We start from the raw sequence: 14,709 nt of genomic DNA on the forward strand, positions 1-14,709 counted from the left end.
TCGTGGGGCTCAGCCGGCGCCGGTTCCCTGGGCCAGGATGCCGGCGCTGGCGCCGCGCCAGCGATCACGGCCGGAGTGCTTGGCCGCATAGAGCAGGGCGTCGGTGGCCTTGATCAGGTCAGCCGGTTGTACGGCTTGCTCGGCCGGGTGGCAGACGTATATTCCGAGGCTGGCGGTAACCACGCCGCGCTCATTATCCTGGTGAGCAATAGCCAGGGCCCTGATACGTTGCAAAAGGTCGTCGGCCACCTTGCAGGCGCCCTGGAACGGAGTGTTCGGCAGCAACAGTGCCATTTCCTCGCCACCATAGCGCACCGCCAAGTCGCTGGATCGGGCCGCCGTGGCCTTGAGCGCGCCAGCCACGGCCACCAGGCAGTGATCCCCTGCGGGGTGTCCGTAGCGGTCGTTGAACAGCTTGAAGCGGTCCAGGTCCAGCATGATCAGCGCTACCGGATAACGCAGCCGCCGTGCCCGGCTCAATTCATCGTTCAGTGCCAGGTCCAGACGGCGGCGGTTCGCCAGCCCGGTCAACCCGTCCTGGTACGCCATCTGGTTGAGGCTTTCGTGAGCGGCGCGCAATTCCCCTTCGATGACCAGGCGGTAGCGGAATTGCCGCAACAAGGCCGCCCCGAACAGGCCGATTCCGCAACAGAGCACGCCTAGCACCAGGGCGGTCTTGATCACGTCCAGGAGCAAGGGCTGCAATGCGGTCTGGCGTGAAAGACCTGCCTGGATCACCACAGGATAACCGTCGACCCGGCGAAAGCCGTAGATCCGCCGAATGCCGTCCAGGGGAGAGTCCAGTTCCACCACGCCGCTGTCTACTCGTGGCAGGTAATCGCGGAACAACGGGCTTTGACCCAGGTCCCGCCCGCTGATACCGGGCAAGGCAGGATGCCGCATCAGCAGGGTACCATCGGCCAGGGCAACCACGAAGGTGCCCTGGTCGTCGATCTGGAAACCGGCGTAGAAGCGCTGGAAATAGGCCAGGCGCAGGGTTGCCAGAAAGACCCCGGCGAAGCTGCCGTCAGGGTTGTTGATCCGCCGCGAGACAGGGATCACCGGATCGCCGGTGGAGCGGCTGATAATGACCGGGCCCACATGCAACAGCCGGTCGGCGTGCGTCCGATGCCAAGCGAAATACTCCCGGTCGGCATTATTGGCGTTGGGTGGTATCTGAGCCTTGTCGGTGACCAGCCAGCGGCCATCGGCTCCGTAGATGAACAGGCCATGCAGTTGGGGAAGCAGCTCGACCTGGCGCTTGAGCAAGGCATGCAGGCGAGACGCCCTGAGGTTGGCCAGGCCGTCACCCTCGATGCGCTCGGTGATACCGCCGCTCATGGAGTCGACCTGGCGCAGGGCGTCTTCCACGTTCTGCGCCGCGGCACGGGCCAGGTTGGTCGCGCTCGCGTTGGCTTCACCGATGACACGGCGGTAGTCATGCCACAGCCTCAAGCCTTCCAGGGCGATGATGATGCCGATGACGCTCAGGGTGAACAGCGGCAACAGTCGCAGCATGCGCCGGGCTCGGCGCTCGGCAAGGTCGATGGAGGTAGAGGGGGGCATGTAGGATGATGCCATCGGGGTTTTCAGGCAGGCCGTTACGGTTTGTTCGACAGTCTGGCAGGCTTGGCGGTGGATGGGTATCGAAAGCTGCGGGTCTGTCACTTGAAGCCTGTCGCTGTTACAGCCGACCTTGACGGTGATCAGGGCCATACCGATCGGGCCTGGGTCGGGCGCAAGCGCCGCGCCGGGCAGCCTTGCGCTCAGGCACGATACCCCTGGGCCTGGAGCTCGAACAGACGCGCATAGTGCCCGCCCTGGGCCATCAGGCTCAGGTGATCGCCTCGCTCCAGGATCTTGCCTTGGTCCAGCACGATGATCTGTCCAGCGCTGCGAACGCTGGAGAACCGATGGGAGATCAGCACGCTCATGCGCCCGCGGGCGTAGGCGCGGAAGCGCTCGAACACCGCGGCTTCGGCCGCCGCGTCCAGGGCCGCGGTGGGTTCGTCGAGTACCAGCAGATCTGCCTGGGTGCGCATGTAGGCCCGTGACAACGCGATTTTCTGCCATTGGCCGCCGGACAGTTCCTGGCCGCCTGCGAACCATCTGCCCAGTTGGGTGCGATAGCCGTCGCTCAAGCGCTCGATGAAGTCCGCCGCCATGCCTTGCTCGGCAGCTTGACGCCAGCGCTGCTCGTCGTCGAAGGCGGTCACGTCGCCTACTCCCAGGTTCTCCCCAGCGGTCATCTGATAGCGCAAGTAATCCTGGAAGATCACGCCGATGCGTCGGTGAAGCGCCTGCAGGTCCCACGCTTGTAGATCCGTGCCATCGAGAAGGATCTTCCCATGCGTAGGAGTATATAGACGGGTGAGCAGCTTGATCAGGGTGGTCTTGCCGGAGCCGTTCTCGCCGACTAGGGCCAGGCTTTGGCCCGGCGCCAGATGCAGGTCGATCCCGGTGAGCGCGGGCCGTGTCGCGCCCGGGTAGGTGTAGCCCACCCCGTCGAAGCGCAGGCCGTCGTTGGGCGCGCTGCCCTTGGTCGCGGTGCCGGTGGGCGCGGGCACCGGGTGTTCCAGGTAGTCATGCAGGTTGCTTAGGTACAAGCCGTCTTCATATACCCCACCAATGGCGCTCAGGCTGGAACTGATCGCCGCCTGCCCCTGCTTGAACACCACCAGGTACATGGTCATCTGCCCCAGGCTTATCTGCCCGGAGACGGTGGCAAGCACGACCCAGGCATAGGCCAGATAGAACCCCAGGGTGCCGAGCAAACCAAGCGCGAAGCCCCAGCCGTCGCGCCGCAGGGTCAGGCGGCGATCCTCACCGTAGAGGCGATCGAACGTTTCCCGGTAGCGTTGCAATAGCAGCGGCGCCAGCCCGAACAGGCGGACTTCCTTGATATGCGCTTCCTGGGAAAGCAAGGTTTCGATGTAGTTCTGTCGGCGGGTTTCCGGCGCACGGCGAGTAAACAGGCGAAAGGCATCCCCGGAGAAACGGGTCTCGGCGAAAAAGACGGGAAGGGCGGCGATCACCAGGATGGCCAGTGCCCAGAGGGAGAAGTGTGCGAGCAGGAGCGCGAAACTGGTCAGGGCAACCAGGTTCTGGATCAGCCCAAGGGCCTTGGTCACCAATCCCAGTGGACGCGTCGAAGCATCCCGCCTGACCCGTACCAGACGATCGTAGAAGTCTGAATCCTCGAATTGCACTAAAGGGAGGGTCTGGGCTTTCTCCAGTATCAACAGGTTCACTGTTTGCGCCAGGCGCACCCTCAGCAGGGATTGCTGAACGGACAGCGCCCGTTGCGCCGCGGCCAGCAGCGCCAGCGCCCCCGCTTCGGCCACCAGCCAGCGCAGGACCGGCCATAGTGCGGGCTGACCGCCCTGGGCATGGGCCGCCATCGCGGTGACCACTGCATCCACGATGCGCTGCCCGAGCCATGCGGCGAGCGCTGGCAACAATCCCGCGCAGAGGGTGGCGGCGATCAACCCGAGCAGCAGGGCAGGGGAGGTGCGCCACACTAGCGCGACGGCGCGGCGGCCCTGGCCGAGAAAGGCGACGAAAGCGCGCGGTGACAACATCGCTCTGGCTCCAGGTAGTCGAGGTCAGGGCTTGGACCGCTTCGTTGCCGGGAAGGTCGATACGGCCTGCGTTGCGCGCACCCATAAAAAAGGCCGTGTCGATGAGCGACACGGCCAAGGGTGGTCCTGGCGAGCGCTTAGTTGACCCTGATGCGATCCAGGGTTACTGGGCGCAGGCGGGGAGTCAGCGTATGGATCACCACAATGGCAACCAGGTAGGCGCTACCGGCCACAATGAAGATCGGCTGGTAGGACTTGAACACTTCAAGGATGTAGCCGTTGTAGGTGGTCATCAGCATGCCGCCCATGGCGCCGGCCATGCCGCCGATACCGATCACCGAAGCCACGGCTTCCTTGGGGAACATGTCCGATGGCAGGGTCATCAGGTTGGCGGACCACGCCTGGTGCGCGGCGGCGGCCAGGCCGATGATGCCTACCACCAGCCAGAGGTTGGACACGAACTGTGCGCTGACGATCGGGATAACGGCCAGCGCGCAGATCAGCATGGTGGTCTTGCGCGCTCTGTTCGCGCCCAGGCCGCTCTTCATTTGTCGCGAGGAACCCCAGCCACCCAACACCGAGCCAAGGTCGGCCAGCAGATAGATAGCGATCAGGGGCGGGCCGAAACTCTTGAGGTTCAAGCCGTAGGTCTTGCCCAGGAAGTCTGGCAGCCAGAAGAGATACAGCCACCAGATCGGGTCGGTCAGGAACTTGCCGGCGGCATAGGCCCAGGTTTCCCGGAAGCGCAGCAGCTTGAACCAGGAGATTTTCACCGGCGCGGCAGGCTTGGCGGACACCGGGGTGTCGTCGGACTGGATATAGGCCAGTTCCTCGGCGCTCACCTTGGTGTGCTCGTGAGGGCGACGGTACATCAACAGCCAGGCAACCAGCCAGAGAAGGCTGACCAGGCCGATGGAAATGAACGCGGTACGCCAGCCCCAGGCCAGGGTGATCGCTGGAACCAACAGGGGGGTGATGATCGGTCCCATGGCGGTGCCGGCGTTGAAGATCCCGGTAGCCTGGGCGCGTTCCTTTTGTGGGAACCATTCCGACACAGCCTTGAGGCTGGCCGGGAAGCTTCCCGACTCGCCAAAGCCCAGGGTGAAGCGAGCAATGGCGAACTGGGTCACGGTGTTGATCAGGCCGTGACCGATGCTGGCGAAGGTCCATACAGTGAACGCCAGGGCGTAGCCCACCCGGACGCCCACCTTGTCAATGAGCCGGCCAAAGGTAATGAAGCCAATGGCATAGGCGCATTGGAACCAGAACACGATATTGGCGTAGTCGGTTTCTGACCATTGAAGTTCGGCCGCAAGCGTAGGCTTGAGGATGCCGATCATCTGGCGGTCGATATAGTTGATGCCGATGGCGATGAATAGCAGGGCACAGATGACCCATCTGTACTTGCTGATTCGGGTCTGTTCCTGGGCAACAGGGCGTGCGTGTGGCTGGACCTGCGGCGGGGCCTGGGTTGTCATCGTAGTGGTTCCCTTGTTTTTTTTATTACCGAACTACCGGTGCCGACGGAGCGGCATTACCTCGCGAAGGACTCACGGGTAAATTTGTACGACATCCTATGACGTTGTTTCAGGTTATGTCAACGACCGATGAGCTGCCTGCCAGACATGCTGCCGAGAAATTCTGAACCTTAAGCCAAGCGGCCTTCCTAACTTATTGACCGGCTATCTATTGGCTGCCTCAAGGGCCCGAAGGGCCGTCCATAAGGAGACGAACCATGACTGATATCACTAAAGAAACCATCAAGGTGCTCAACGACCTGATCGAGACCTCCAAAGACGGCGAAGCCGGTTTCAAGGATCTGGCCGAGCAGACCAAGAGCGCTGAACTCAAGGCTGTATTCACCAGCGCCGCCGATGATACCGCCCGCGCCGCTGCCGAACTGCAGGGCCTTGTCCGCCAACTGGGTGGCGATCCGGAAACCTCGACCAGCGTGGCGGGCGATCTGCATCGCCGCTGGGTAGACCTGAAGGCCGCGATCACGGGCAAGGACGACGCCGCCCTGCTCAACGAGGCTGAGCGAGGAGAGGACGTGGCCAAGAAGAGCTACACCAAGGCGCTTGAAAACAATGATCTGGCCGCGGATGTGCGCGCGGTGATTCAGAAGCAATACGAAGGCGTGCTGCGCAACCATGACAAGGTCAAGGCGCTGCGCGACCAGGCTCGCGCCCAGAAGTAAAGCGGTTCGGGGGCAGCCTTGCCCCCATCTCTGGCCACCATTTGCTCGATTATTCTCCCCGCGCTCTGGGCCCGTGGCCGGTCCGGATATGCAAGTCCATGTCAGTACTGAATTTTTTCGCCAGCCTTGCCTCTGAACTTCAGCCGCTACGCTAGCCCTTGGGTGAGCGTCGCTTGGACACGACTGGCCAGCTTCAGGTGACTTGCATGAAAGCACGTAGAAAAACCGTCAAGCCCATCGGCTTGAAAGATATAACCATCGTAGACGACGCCAAGATGCGCAAGGCGATCACCGCCGCGGCCCTGGGCAACGCCATGGAATGGTTCGACTTTGGCGTCTATGGCTTTGTCGCCTATGTACTGGGCAAGGTGTTCTTCCCCAGCGCCGACCCCAGCGTACAGATGATCGCCGCGCTGGCGACCTTTTCCGTGCCCTTCCTCATCCGGCCCCTGGGCGGACTGTTCTTCGGCGCCATGGGTGACCGCTACGGTCGACAGAAAGTGCTCGCGGCTACCATCGTCATCATGTCCCTGAGCACCTTCGCCATCGGCTTGATTCCGTCCTATGCCTCCATTGGCCTCTGGGCGCCGATCCTTCTGCTGCTGGCCAAGATGGCCCAGGGCTTTTCCGTAGGCGGGGAGTACACAGGCGCGTCCATCTTCGTGGCCGAATATGCTCCAGACCGCAAGCGAGGGTTCCTGGGCAGCTGGCTGGACTTCGGTTCTATTGCCGGCTTCGTGTTGGGCGCCGGGGTGGTGGTCGCCATTTCAACCATGCTCGGGGATGAACGGTTCCAGGCCTGGGGGTGGCGCCTGCCCTTCTTCCTGGCCCTGCCGCTGGGCCTGCTGGGCCTGTACCTGCGACATGCGCTGGAGGAAACGCCGGCCTTTCAGCAACACGTGGAAAAGCTTGAACACGGGGACCGCGAGGGTCTGGCCAGCGGCCCGCAGGTATCGTTCAAGGAAGTCGCCACCCGACACTGGCGTAGCTTGATCACCTGCGTAGGTGTGGTGGTGGCTACCAACGTCACCTATTACATGCTGTTGACCTACATGCCGAGCTATCTCTCCCACAACTTGCATTACAGCGAGAGCAGGGGCGTGCTCATCATCATCGCGATCATGGTGGGGATGCTGTTCGTGCAGCCTTTCATCGGCCGTTTGAGCGACAGGTTCGGACGTCGGCCGTTCATCATCTGTGGCAGCGTTGGCCTGTTCTTCCTGGCGATCCCGGCCTTCATGCTGATCACCAGTGGCGATATGGCACGCATTTTCGGGGGCTTGCTGATTCTTGCGGTGATGCTCAACTTCTTCATCGGTGTCATGGCCTCGACCCTGCCGGCAATGTTTCCGACCCATATCCGCTACAGCGCCCTTGCCAGCGCCTTCAACATTTCCGTACTGATTGCCGGGCTGACACCCACGGTCGCGGCATGGCTGGTGGAAAGCACACAGGAACTCTACATGCCGGCCTACTACCTGATGGTCGTCTCGATCATCGGGCTGATCACTGGCATCACCATGAAGGAAACCGCGAACAAGCCGTTGCGCGGCGCGGCCCCCACAGCTTCGGACCTGGAAGAAGCCAAGGAGCTGCTGCAAGAGCATCACGACACCATCGAACACAAGGTCGAAGCCCTGGACGCCGAGATCGCCCGGCTACAGGCCAAGCGCGAAGAGCTCGTGCAACAGCATCCCCGCATCGACTGACGCGACAGGCAGCGAGCGCTCGGCGCTCGCTGCCTCGACCCCGCCTCGACTCAGGGCTTGAGGATCACCTTGACGCAACCGTCTTTCTTGTCTCGGAAGGTCTTGTACATTTCCGGCCCCTCTTCAAGGCTTACGGTGTGTGTGATCACGAAGCTCGGATCGATCTGGCCTTCCTGAATGCGCCGCAGCAGGTCATCTGTCCAGCGGTTGACGTGGGTTTGCCCCATCTTGAACGTCAGGCCCTTGTTCATCGCGGCGCCGAACGGCACCTTGTCGATCAGCCCGCCGTAGACGCCCGGAATCGACAGGGTACCGGCCGGCCGGCATACGTACATCATCTCGCGCAGTACGTGGGGCCGGTCCGATTCCAGCATCACCGCCTGCTTGACCCTGTCGTACACCGAGTCGAAGGAACGGGTGGCGTGGGATTCCATCCCTACCGCATCGATGCATTTTTCCGGCCCTTTGCCCCCGGTCAGTTCGCCAAGGCGGTCCAGCACGCTTTCTTCATCGAAGTTGATGGTGATCGCGCCGCCGGCCTTGGCCATGGCCAGGCGCTCCGGCACATTGTCGATGCAGACCACCTGCTTGGCACCGAGCAGCACCGCGCTGCGGATTGTGAACTGCCCGACGGGCCCGGCGCCCCAGATCGCAACGGTATCGGTGGGCTGGATATCGCACTGGGCGGCAGCCTGCCAACCGGTGGGGAAGATGTCGCCCAAGAACAGCACCTGCTCATCGGTAAGGCCGTCAGGAATGACCACCGGGGAAAAGTCGGCAAAGGGTACCCGAACATACTCCGCCTGGCCGCCAGGGTAGCCGCCTGTCAAATGGGTATAGCCGAACAGGCCAGCGGTAGAATGACCAAAGGCTTTGTCCGCCAGGTCCTTGTTGCGGTTGCTGCGCTCGCATACGGAGAAGTTGCCGCGCCTGCACTGTTCACACTCGCCACAGCAAATGGTGAAGGGCACCACTACACGATCACCGATCTTGAGCTTCTTGTTCGCGGAACCGACTTCCACCACTTCGCCCATGAATTCATGGCCCATGATGTCGCCATGCTTCATGCCTGGCATGAAGCCGTCATAAAGGTGCAAGTCTGAGCCGCAGATGGCGCAGGAGCTGACCTTGATGATGGCGTCCCGGGGATCTTCGATGGTGGGGTCCGGCAGGTGATCGTCGCAGCGAATGTCTTTTTTGCCATGCCAACGTAGCGCTTTCATGAATCTTCCTCCTGGGTATGGTCGGATGGGCCACCGTGGGACATCGCCTGGCTGCCATGAACAGCACGCCTTTCCACCGCCCTCTTTGTTCAGGCGAGCGGGACGGCGGCAAGTTCAAGCGGTTATCCGAGCGGTAGCCCGCGAGGATGGACGGTCGCCGAGTCAGGCAGGCAGACGATCCAGTGAAACGGCCGACTCGTGGCTCTCTCTAATGGGAGGTAGTGCCCGTGAATCGACTTAGAGAACCTTGCAATGAAGATGCCCCAACCCGCCGTGGAAAATGTTGAAACCTTTGTGGATTACCTGAACGAACATGATCTCTATCTGGCCACCGCCGAGTCTTGCACGGCTGGCCTGATCGCCGCCGCCATCGGATCTGTGTCCGGTGGCGGTCAGGTGATGGAAAGTGGCTATGTGGTGTATTCGCCTCAGGCGAAGCACCGCTTGCTGGGCGTCAGCTCCAACACCATCGAAGAGTTCGGCCTGACCAGCGAGGAGGTGGCCCGGGAAATGGCCACAGGTGCCTTGCATGACAGCGAAGCCAATGTGGCGGTGGCCACTACCGGGGTGGCCGGGCCTGAACCCATGGACGATATCCCTCCAGGCACCGTCTGCTTCGCCTGGGCGTTCGCAACGGAGCAGGGCACGGCGCTATTCTCCGGTACCGAACGCTTCGATGGCGATCGTGAGGAAGTGATCCGTCAGGCTTCCAGCCATGCGTTGAGCGCTGTGCGGGAATTTCACCAGCGCATGCTGCAAGGGGAGGCGGCTGGCGCGAATGGGATGAGCTGAACGTAAAGAGGCCGCCCGGAGGCGGCCTCGTGTAGCCAACACCCAATTTACAGCGTCTTGGGCGCGCCCAGCTTGCCCAGGTCGGCTCCGGTCAGGGGTTCGGCCTCAGGGTTGGACATGGTCCGCAACTTCATCGCTTCGACCACTTCCAAGTCCTGCGGGGGCAGGTCCACGGTGGCCAGGCCATCGCCGCCGTCCACGGCTGGGGTAGCTTCACGGACCTCCCACTCCGCTACCGCGTTCTCGCCTTGGTTCCACGGGCCCTTCATATCGTCGCCCTGGGACATGTTGAAGTACACCGAGGCGAATTCAGGCTTCGGTGGCAGCTTGCCTTGCGGGAAGTTCGGCTGGATCGAATGCAGCGCCTTCTCGAAGGACATCTGGTGCGCCACTTCACGGGTCATCAGGAAGCCCAGGGCATCGCGGATGCCCGGGTCGTCAGTGACATTGATCAGGCGTTCGTAGACGATCTTGGCACGCGCTTCCGCGGCGATATTCGAGCGCAGGTCCGCGGTGGGTTCACCGATGGTATCGATGTAGGCCGCGGTCCATGGCACACCGCCGGAGTTGACCAACGCAGCGCCCCCGCCATACAGCAGGCTGGTGATATGCGAGTCATTGCCCGCGCCGGTGAGCGCACGGTACATCTCGCCCTGTTCCTGCACACCCTCGGCCAGCTGGCCACGGGCACCCTTGTTGAGCATGACGATGATGGAGCCGATGATTTCCAGGTGGCTGAGTTCTTCGGTCGCGATATCGTAGAGCATGTCCTTGCGACCTGCATCTTCCTCGGTCACCGCCTGGGTGAAGTAACGCATCGCGGCTGCGAGTTCGCCCTGCGGGCCGCCGAATTGTTCCAGCATCAGGTTCGCCAGGCCTGGGTTCGGCGCGGCGACACGTACGGTGTACTGGAGACGCTTGTTATGTATGAACATACTTTCGTCCTCGGTTTCGTCACGGGTTCAAATCTTTCAGGAGCTGGGTGCTGTGAAGGCGTTCTGCAGTACCGGCGAAGCCTCTTCGACCACGAAAACGAAGTGCTTCCGACCAATAGCTCCAGCGCCCTACTTGCAACAATCTCCGCTAATAACCAAAACCGCTTTGCATTGGTTACAGGGATATAGGGAGCCAGAAAGGCCAATGGTTCATTTAAAAAAATCATCACAACGATGTAGAACATCAATCGATCTGGCGGCGATCATCGCTGTCCGCGGGCGCTAAGAAAGGCGGCTTTGCTGTGGCGGTCAGATTTGGCGGGAAATGAAAAGGCCTGTCGGAGACAGGCCGAAGGGAAGCTAAGTCGTGATTGTGGCAGGTCAACTCTTGGGCGTGTGTTCAATGGCCAGTTTGTAGAAAGTCGCCGCTCCGCCTTCAGTGGCGTAACCGGTGTTGTCCTGGGTGTAGACTCCGGCCTTGAAGTACAGAGACTGCGAAGCCCAGCTGTTATCGACCTTCTTGCCCCACTGGAAGCCGGCAGCGTTCACAGTCAGGTTGCCGGTGGGTGTCAGATGAATGGTGTAAGTGAAGCGCTGGTTCATCGGCACCTTTTCGGCGACGGTGATCACCGCAGGTTCAGAGTCCGGCGTGGCACGGAACTTGGCCACGATGTTGCCCAGGCGGCTCGCGTCCTTCCATTGATACTCGAGCTTGAGCATCGGCTCGGTGCTGCCGTAGCAGTGGATCTGACCGATAACGATCTTGCCCGAGGAGGGTACCTTGTTCACTGCAACCGCAGCGCGAAGCATGTTGTCGGCGGCACCGTATTTCCAGTTATAGAGACTACCGTCAGCCTTGGTCTCACGCAGCTCGGTGCGAGGGTATTTCGCGCTCTTGGTGGTGGTGCCGGTAACCGGAGCCCAGAAGAACAGGGTATCGCCGGATTTGAAGAAAGTATCGGTGTAGCCCGAAGCCAACTTGGGTGTGTCGATAGTGACGGAAGGGCTACCGACAGGAATGCTCAGGTTCCAGGTGTCGAGGGCAATCATGGAAAAACTCCGGGGATTCAAGCGAAGGGGTCGGTAAGCGCTGCTCACCATCTGTGACTGGGTTTTCGGCCACCGGAGGAAAGGCTGAAGGGTCAGTATTTTCAGGCGTTTCGCCAGAAAGTCGTCGAAACGACTAAATAATATTGGAGTGCTATTAGTGGCTTCATGATATTGCGGGCGCGCAGCGCAGGAGAATTCAAGGACTTGCGGTATTAAAATGACGCCTTAAATTTGACTTTTCGTAACGCTATGGCTTTTGGAAAATTCCGCAGCTTCATTCCTTCCCGACGAACGGCACGACTTTTCCGTAAGCGCGCTCACCGCGACCCGCGCATGGCAACCCCTACTGGTGGCTTAGCGCTATTACGCGGCCGTGATCAAATGGCGTCCAGGTAGTTCTAAGCATTTCAAAGTATCCGACGAACGGTTTCAAGGCGTCAGGCCTCTCATCATGCGGCCTGTAAGGCGCTGCCAACTTAACAGCGTCAATCCACAAGCGCGCCATCATTAACAGGGTTGAAAGCTCGCTATATAAACGCGGTCGCCTCGCTTGGCCCAGGACAGGGCCAGGCTGTTCGCTTTGTTTGCTGGGATGAAGTGGATGTATCCCCAAACCTCTGGCCGTACCCTTCATGATCGATCTTTCAACCTGGAACTTGAGCGTTCCCGTCGGATCATCCGCGAAAACCATAGACACGCCGGCCCTGGTGAAGGGTTACAAGGACAAATATTTTCGCAAGGATGGCAGCAAGCTTTATTTCTGGGCCCCCGTCACTGGGTCCACCACTGAAAGCGCGAAGTACCCCCGCAGCGAGCTTCGTGAAACCTACGCGGACGGTTCCGTTCGAAACTGGAAGTATCCTGACGCGGACAATTACCTTCGGGCAAAGCTGACCGTAACGGAGGTGCCTTCCAGTGGGAAGGTGGTGATCGGCCAGATCCATCAGTACGACAGCAATGACCCGCTGATCAAGGTCGAATACCAGTACATGGACAACGAGCGGCTCGGCAATATCGTGGCGAAGCTGCGGCGCTCGCCGAGCCAGGACGATCCATCCGTGATCGTGATTGCCGAAAGGGTGCCGCTCAACCGTGCCTTTTCCTATGTGATTACCCTGACCAAGAGCGGTCGATTGTCTGTAGTGGCCGCCGACTATGGCTGGAACACTACCTTGAGTTCGGCCTGGAAGACCAAGCCGTTGTACTTCAAGGCCGGTGTCTATACCCAAGACAATACAGGCTATAGCAGTGAAGGCGGGCGGGTGATCTTTCAGAACCTGTCGGTCTCCCACAAGCACAAAAGCAGTTGACCGAGGATACAGGTCACAGTGGATTGGACAGACTTCAGTGATGCTGAAAGGTTGCTGAAAGGTTTCATCCGTACCTTTGCCGCGCGCAAGCGCGGGCCCCCTGCCCACGCCGCAAGCGCCCGAAGCCGAGGCCTATCGTGCCAGCGTCGGGCGCCGTCTTTATCAGAGCGTGCCCGGCCGCCGGGCTGCCGCCCGTTCGCACTGCACCGGCCAATGGCTGCACGCTGGCTGCCGCCAGGCGAATGACCTTTTGATCTGGAAGTGATTATGTTGAAGAAAGCAAGCGGGGCGCTGCTGGCCCTGGCCGTTGCCGTCGGTAGCGGCACCACCCTGGGTGCCGAGGCCAAGCGCGTCGATGTGTTGCTCATCGGCGGTGGCATCATGAGTTCTACCCTGGGTATCTGGCTCAATGAGCTCGAACCTTCATGGTCCATGGAGATGGTCGAGCGCCTGGACGCCGTTGCCGAAGAAAGCTCCAACGGATGGAACAATGCAGGCACTGGCCATTCCGCGCTTGCCGAGCTCAATTACACACCGCAGGACAAGACCGGCAAGGTCGACATCTCCAAAGCCGTCGAGATCAACGAATCCTTCCAGATCTCCCGCCAGTTCTGGTCCTGGCAGGTCCGTAATGGAGTATTGAAGAACCCGCGCTCCTTCATCAACTCCACGCCACACATGAGCTTCGTTTGGGGCGACGACGACATCGCCTTCCTGAAGAAGCGCTATGAGGCGCTCAAGGCCAGCCCGCTCTTCAGCGGCATGCAATATTCCGAAGACGCCGCGCAGATCAAGCAGTGGGTTCCGCTGATGATGGAGGGGCGTGATCCGGCGCAGAAGATAGCCGCGACCTGGACCCCCATCGGTACCGACGTCAACTTCGGTGAGATCACCCGGCAGTTCGTGGGGCATCTGCAGGCGCAGCCGGGCTTTTCGCTCAAGCTGTCCAGCGAAGTCCAGGACATCAAGCGCAACGACGACGGCAGCTGGCACGTCGAGTACAAGAACCTGAAGGACGGCCAGGTCACGGCCACCGATGCGCGCTTCGTGTTCATTGGTGCCGGCGGCGGCGCGCTGCATCTTTTGCAGAAGTCGGGCATTGCGGAAGCGCGTGAATACGCCGGCTTCCCGGTAGGCGGTTCGTTCCTGGTGACCGAAAACCCAAGTGTGGCTGAACAGCACCTGGCCAAGGCCTACGGCAAGGCTTCGGTAGGGGCGCCACCCATGTCGGTGCCACACCTGGATACCCGCGTGCTGGATGGCAAGCGCGTCATTCTGTTCGGGCCTTTCGCTACTTTCTCGACGAAATTCCTGAAAAACGGTTCGTACCTGGACCTGCTGACCAGCACCACGACCCACAACGTGTGGCCCATGACCAAAGTGGGTATCGACCAGTACCCCTTGGTGGAGTACCTGGCGGGCCAACTGATGCTGTCTGACGACGACCGCTTCAACGCTCTGCGCGAATACTTCCCGAATGCGCGCAAGGAAGACTGGCGCCTGTGGCAGGCCGGCCAGCGGGTGCAGATCATCAAGCGTGACGAAGAGAAGGGCGGCGTGCTCAAACTCGGCACTGAGGTGGTCAGCGCCAAGGATGGCAGCATTGCCGGCCTGTTGGGCGCTTCGCCTGGCGCCTCCACCGCGGCCCCGATCATGCTCACCGTGCTGGAAAGGGTCTTCAAGGACAAGGTCGCTACCCCTGAATGGCAGCAGAAGCTGCGCCAGATCGTACCGAGCTACGGCACCCGTCTGAACGATAGCCCGGCACGGGTCGCGCAGGAGTGGGCCTACACTGCCAAGGTGTTGGAACTGACGCCGCCGCCACCAGTGACCGGCGCCCCGGCCACCCAGGCGGCAAGCCCCGCCAGCGACGACACGCCTGCCTCGGACATCGCGCTCTGAGCCCATGGCA

11 protein-coding genes are annotated in these 14,709 nt (G+C 61.1%); 5 read left to right on the forward strand and 6 right to left on the reverse strand.

Going from position 1 to position 14,709, the window contains the following annotated elements; all coding sequences use genetic code 11:
• Positions 1-9: 9 nt before the first annotated feature.
• The 3 genes from ACP691_RS06185 to ACP691_RS06195 form a co-directional block, all read right to left on the reverse strand.
• The gene (locus tag ACP691_RS06185; protein WP_426198647.1) at positions 10-1,566 is read right to left on the reverse strand and encodes a diguanylate cyclase; all 1,557 of its coding nucleotides are present in this window, start codon (positions 1,564-1,566) and stop codon (positions 10-12) included.
• A gap of 200 nt (positions 1,567-1,766) precedes the next feature.
• Positions 1,767-3,581, reverse strand: a complete 1,815-nt coding sequence (locus ACP691_RS06190; protein WP_426198649.1) for an ABC transporter ATP-binding protein — start codon at positions 3,579-3,581, stop codon at positions 1,767-1,769.
• Positions 3,582-3,718: 137 nt separating this feature from the next.
• Positions 3,719-5,059, reverse strand: coding sequence for an MFS transporter (locus ACP691_RS06195; RefSeq protein WP_426198651.1), 1,341 nt, complete (start codon positions 5,057-5,059; stop codon positions 3,719-3,721).
• Positions 5,060-5,316: 257 nt separating this feature from the next.
• Between ACP691_RS06195 and ACP691_RS06200 the strand changes: the two genes are divergently transcribed.
• On the forward strand, positions 5,317-5,778 hold the full coding sequence (locus ACP691_RS06200; protein WP_426198652.1) for a PA2169 family four-helix-bundle protein: 462 nt from the start codon (positions 5,317-5,319) through the stop codon (positions 5,776-5,778).
• Positions 5,779-5,984: 206 nt separating this feature from the next.
• Positions 5,985-7,487: a glycine betaine/L-proline transporter ProP gene (gene proP / locus ACP691_RS06205; protein ID WP_426198654.1), complete on the forward strand. Its 1,503-nt coding sequence runs from the start codon at positions 5,985-5,987 to the stop codon at positions 7,485-7,487.
• 50 nt (positions 7,488-7,537) lie between these two features.
• Here the strand turns inward: proP and ACP691_RS06210 are convergent, their stop codons facing one another.
• The gene (locus ACP691_RS06210) at positions 7,538-8,710 is read right to left on the reverse strand and encodes a zinc-dependent alcohol dehydrogenase (protein WP_040262702.1); all 1,173 of its coding nucleotides are present in this window, start codon (positions 8,708-8,710) and stop codon (positions 7,538-7,540) included.
• A gap of 252 nt (positions 8,711-8,962) precedes the next feature.
• Between ACP691_RS06210 and ACP691_RS06215 the strand changes: the two genes are divergently transcribed.
• Complete coding sequence (locus ACP691_RS06215; protein ID WP_426198656.1) at positions 8,963-9,502, forward strand: CinA family protein; 540 nt, start codon at positions 8,963-8,965, stop codon at positions 9,500-9,502.
• Between the two features lie 47 nt (positions 9,503-9,549).
• Here the strand turns inward: ACP691_RS06215 and ACP691_RS06220 are convergent, their stop codons facing one another.
• Together ACP691_RS06220 and ACP691_RS06225 are read right to left on the reverse strand one after the other, a co-directional pair.
• A complete protein-coding gene (locus ACP691_RS06220) occupies positions 9,550-10,437 on the reverse strand; it encodes a manganese catalase family protein (RefSeq protein ID WP_426198658.1) in 888 nt (295 codons plus the stop codon).
• Positions 10,438-10,818: 381 nt separating this feature from the next.
• Entirely contained in the window at positions 10,819-11,487 is a 669-nt protein-coding gene (locus tag ACP691_RS06225; protein WP_426198660.1) for a polysaccharide lyase family 7 protein, read from the reverse strand.
• A 632-nt stretch (positions 11,488-12,119) separates the two neighbouring features.
• On the opposite strand from ACP691_RS06225, the gene ACP691_RS06230 reads away from it, so the two are divergent.
• Complete coding sequence (locus ACP691_RS06230; protein WP_426198662.1) at positions 12,120-12,797, forward strand: polysaccharide lyase family 7 protein; 678 nt, start codon at positions 12,120-12,122, stop codon at positions 12,795-12,797.
• 267 nt (positions 12,798-13,064) lie between these two features.
• Positions 13,065-14,699, forward strand: coding sequence for a malate dehydrogenase (quinone) (gene mqo / locus ACP691_RS06235; protein WP_426198663.1), 1,635 nt, complete (start codon positions 13,065-13,067; stop codon positions 14,697-14,699).
• The last annotated feature ends 10 nt before the right edge of the window (positions 14,700-14,709 follow it).

It is taken from the genome of Pseudomonas sp. DC3200b2, from assembly GCF_049895785.1.
GTDB classification, from domain to species: Bacteria; Pseudomonadota; Gammaproteobacteria; order Pseudomonadales; family Pseudomonadaceae; genus Aquipseudomonas; species Aquipseudomonas massiliensis.

Bases quoted from the DNA above. Each gene is read 5' to 3' on its own strand.
- ACP691_RS06185 (WP_426198647.1), bottom strand. From the start codon at position 1,566: ATGCCCCCCTCTACCTCCATCGACCTTGCCGAGCGCCGAGCCCGGCGC.
- ACP691_RS06190 (WP_426198649.1), bottom strand. From the start codon at position 3,581: ATGTTGTCACCGCGCGCTTTCGTCGCCTTTCTCGGCCAGGGCCGCCGC.
- ACP691_RS06195 (WP_426198651.1), bottom strand. From the start codon at position 5,059: ATGACAACCCAGGCCCCGCCGCAGGTCCAGCCACACGCACGCCCTGTT.
- ACP691_RS06200 (WP_426198652.1), top strand. From the start codon at position 5,317: ATGACTGATATCACTAAAGAAACCATCAAGGTGCTCAACGACCTGATC.
- proP (WP_426198654.1), top strand. From the start codon at position 5,985: ATGAAAGCACGTAGAAAAACCGTCAAGCCCATCGGCTTGAAAGATATA.
- ACP691_RS06210 (WP_040262702.1), bottom strand. From the start codon at position 8,710: ATGAAAGCGCTACGTTGGCATGGCAAAAAAGACATTCGCTGCGACGAT.
- ACP691_RS06215 (WP_426198656.1), top strand. From the start codon at position 8,963: ATGAAGATGCCCCAACCCGCCGTGGAAAATGTTGAAACCTTTGTGGAT.
- ACP691_RS06220 (WP_426198658.1), bottom strand. From the start codon at position 10,437: ATGTTCATACATAACAAGCGTCTCCAGTACACCGTACGTGTCGCCGCG.
- ACP691_RS06225 (WP_426198660.1), bottom strand. From the start codon at position 11,487: ATGATTGCCCTCGACACCTGGAACCTGAGCATTCCTGTCGGTAGCCCT.
- ACP691_RS06230 (WP_426198662.1), top strand. From the start codon at position 12,120: ATGATCGATCTTTCAACCTGGAACTTGAGCGTTCCCGTCGGATCATCC.
- mqo (WP_426198663.1), top strand. From the start codon at position 13,065: ATGTTGAAGAAAGCAAGCGGGGCGCTGCTGGCCCTGGCCGTTGCCGTC.